The 3057-nt window shown below is 49.2% G+C and carries 3 protein-coding genes; 2 read left to right on the top strand and 1 reads right to left on the bottom strand.

Translation table 11 applies throughout. From position 1 onward, the window contains the following. On the bottom strand, positions 1-852 hold an 852-nt coding region (locus Q0338_RS04810), incomplete at its 3' end, for an SLAC1 anion channel family protein (RefSeq protein ID WP_298085765.1). Between the two features lie 167 nt (positions 853-1019). Here Q0338_RS04810 and Q0338_RS04805 point away from each other — a divergent pair. Both Q0338_RS04805 and Q0338_RS04800 read left to right on the top strand, forming a co-directional pair. Further along, positions 1020-1655, top strand: a complete 636-nt coding sequence (locus Q0338_RS04805) for a Crp/Fnr family transcriptional regulator (RefSeq protein ID WP_298085764.1) — start codon at positions 1020-1022, stop codon at positions 1653-1655. A gap of 65 nt (positions 1656-1720) precedes the next feature. Further along, positions 1721-3057, top strand: a 1337-nt coding sequence (locus Q0338_RS04800) for an FAD/NAD(P)-binding oxidoreductase (RefSeq protein WP_298085763.1), incomplete at its 3' end; no start/stop codon positions are given.

Raw genomic sequence — 3057 nt, 5'->3', positions numbered from 1 at the left:
CAAGAAAAACTTAATCCCGTTAAACTCAAACGCTCGCAAAAACGCGATGCTAGCCGCAGCCGTCGGGAAGGTAAACGCCCACCACGAGAGGAAAAATTTAAGCCGCAAAAAGCTTTTAAACATAAAAAGGATGAGAAGCGCGAAAAATAGCGTGATGTAGAGCATGATCTTCGCCGTGACGTCAAAGCTGCCGGTGAGCTTGACGTAGTCTAAAAACGCCATCGCAGGCGGCGCGATCACGATAAAAAGCGTCGGGATAAATTTCTGCGGCATCTGATCGTGAAAGATGATGCGGTAAAACAAAACCGCAAAAAGCACGGGCCAAAAAAATATCCCGATCGCAAAGTAATACCACGCAAGCTCGCTCGCGGCGGGCGCTGCTAGCGGGACGAAGAGATTGCCCACGATCGGGATGAACCACGCGGGGTTTGAGTGTGCGATCTGGACGTTATTTTTGATCCAAAAGGACACGACGTGCAGCGTGATAAAGGTCTGAAACGCTACGCCCACGCAAAAAAGCGCGTCGTAAACGGGCGCGAAGTCCCGCCAGAGCGAGGCGACTAGCAGCGTGCCGATCGAAAAGGCGGCGAAAAAATTTACGCGCACCGGGTGGAAAAACTCCGCCTTGCAAGCTTGCGGGTATCTGATCAGCTTTGCCGCGTAACAAGCGCAGATGAGCGCGTACGCTAGGCTAGCCACGCCGCGTAAAATCTCAAAAACCGCGCCTGAGATATCAAAGATCAAATTTAGCCGCTCGTACGCGAGAGCTAGCCCGCCAAGCCCCATAACTACGGTGTAAAACATGATCGGAAAGTGCTGCAGCCAGCTTGGTTTTTCGTCCTGCGTTTTCATATTTTTCCTCGTTTTTTCTAAATTTTACCCCAATTTTAGCGCAATTTCGGTGAGTTAGTCACAAAATAAATCAATGCTTAAAATATTTTGTAGCTAAATTTTATCACCGAGCTTTTACGTAAAAGAAAATATAATTAAACAAAGCCGAAATTAATCAAGGAGCGCGTATGTCGGGAGACGAGCTAAAAGATACGATAAAGCAGCGGTTTACGTCTAAATTTACGCTTAGTGCGCAGGATGAAGAGGCGGTGTTAAAAAGCGCGACGCTAAAAAGCTTTAAAAAAGGCGAGAGGATATACCCAAAAGACGGCTGCCTTGGCTACGCGATCATCATAAGCGGGCGTGCGCGCGGGCTGGTTAGCACGAGTAATTTTAAAGAGATCACCGTCTTTAACCTGCAAGACGGCGATAGCTGCATGCTGTGCGGCTTTTGCTCGCTAGGAGCGCTACAAGCGGAGATAAATTTACAAATCGAAGATGACGTGCGGATGATTTTGATCCCGAGGGAGATATTTAAGAGGCTACGCGAAAACTATCCGCAGGTGGCAAATCACGCGCTAGAGCTCATGGCTACGCGCTTTAGCTCCGCGATAACGGCGATGGATCAGACGCTGTTTTTGCCGCTAGCTCGGAGAATAATAAATTTCCTCGAGCAAAACGGCGCGAAAAACGGGCTAAAGATCACGCACGAACAGATCGCAAACGACATCGCTAGCGCGCGAGAGGCGGTATCAAGAGCGCTAAAAGAGATGCAGAAAAAGGGGCTCGTCGAGCTAAAACGCGGAGTTGTGACGTTAAGGTGACTTTGTTACATATTTAAATTTTAAAATGCGCTATGATTTGACAATAACTTCTAAAAGGAGCTTTTATGCAAAGCATCGACAGAAGAGGCGTCTTGAAAATTTTAGGCGCGGCGGGGCTAGCGGCGGCGGGAGTCGCAGGGGCTAGCAAGCTAAATGCGGGAGAAAATGCGGACATCCGCGCAAATATCCTAATAATCGGCGGCGGTCTAGGCGGCATCAGCCTAGCGGCGAAACTACGACGAGATATGCCAAACGCCGAACTAACGGTCCTTGATAAGGACGAGTACTTCTACTATCAGCCCGGCTTTACGCTCATCGCAGCCGGTCACTATCTGCCCGAAGACATAACCTACGAAAAATCAAATTTGATCCCAGACGGCGTAAAATGGATAAAGCAAAATGCCGCATCCATCGATCCGGGGGCAAATTCCGTCAAGCTAGAGGACGGGTCAAATTTGAACTACGACTACCTCGTGATAGCTAGTGGAGCGGAGTATGAGTTTGAGAGCGTAAAAGGGCTTAGCGCCGACGATATCGGTAGCGACAACGTGACCTCTATCTACACGATCCCTGGCGCCGTTGCTATGTCGGGCATAATGAAAAAAGTCGGCAAAGAAGGCGGCAAGATAGTCTTTAGCGACAACAAAACACCGATGAAGTGTTCGGGCGCAAATAAAAAAGTAACGCTGCTAACCGAAGATATGGCGCGAAATTTAGGCAACAGAGACAAGCTTGATATCTCGATATACTCGGGTGCTCGGACGATATTTTCCGCTCCGGTTTATGCTAAAATGATAGAAGGGATGCTGGAGGAGCGAGACGTGAAGTATTTTACCTCGCATCAGCTGGTTGAGGTGGATAAAAGTGCTAATATAGCGGTATTTGAGCACGCTATGCCGTACCGCGAAAACGGCGAAAATAAACTCGCTAAAGAGCTAGTCGAAGTAAAATTTGACTACCTACACCTAGTGCCTCGCATGAAGGCTTCTAAAATCTACGCCGATGCAGGGCTAAGCGTAGAAAAGGGCGATGTGGCAGGCAACTGGATTAGCCTCACGCGCGAGACGCTGCAACACTCGAAATTTAAAAATATATTTGCTATCGGCGACGTTTGCGGATTTCCCGCCGGTAAAACAGGAGCTAGTATACGCAAGATGTATCCAGTGCTGGCGCAAAATCTAGCCGACGTCATAAAAGGACGCGAACCGAGTGCTAGATACGGCGGCTACACCGCCTGCCCGCTGCTAACGAAATTCGGCAAGGCGGTGATGGTGGAGTTTAACTGGACGGGCAAGCCCGAGCCTACGATAGCGTGCATGGGCGCGACTCGCGAGAGCTACCTAAACTGGGCGATGAAGCTATATATGATGAAGCCGATGGTCATGCAAGGCATGATAAGAGG

Origin of the sequence: uncultured Campylobacter sp. (genome assembly GCF_938018145.1) — a bacterium.
GTDB lineage: Bacteria > Campylobacterota > Campylobacteria > Campylobacterales > Campylobacteraceae > Campylobacter_A.
The sequence above is the reverse complement of the archived record's forward strand: the minus strand, read 5'-3'. Positions and strand labels throughout refer to the sequence as shown.

Excerpts from the sequence above, each read along its gene's own strand:
- Q0338_RS04805 (WP_298085764.1), top strand. The coding sequence starts at position 1,020 with ATGTCGGGAGACGAGCTAAAAGATACGATAAAGCAGCGGTTTACGTCT.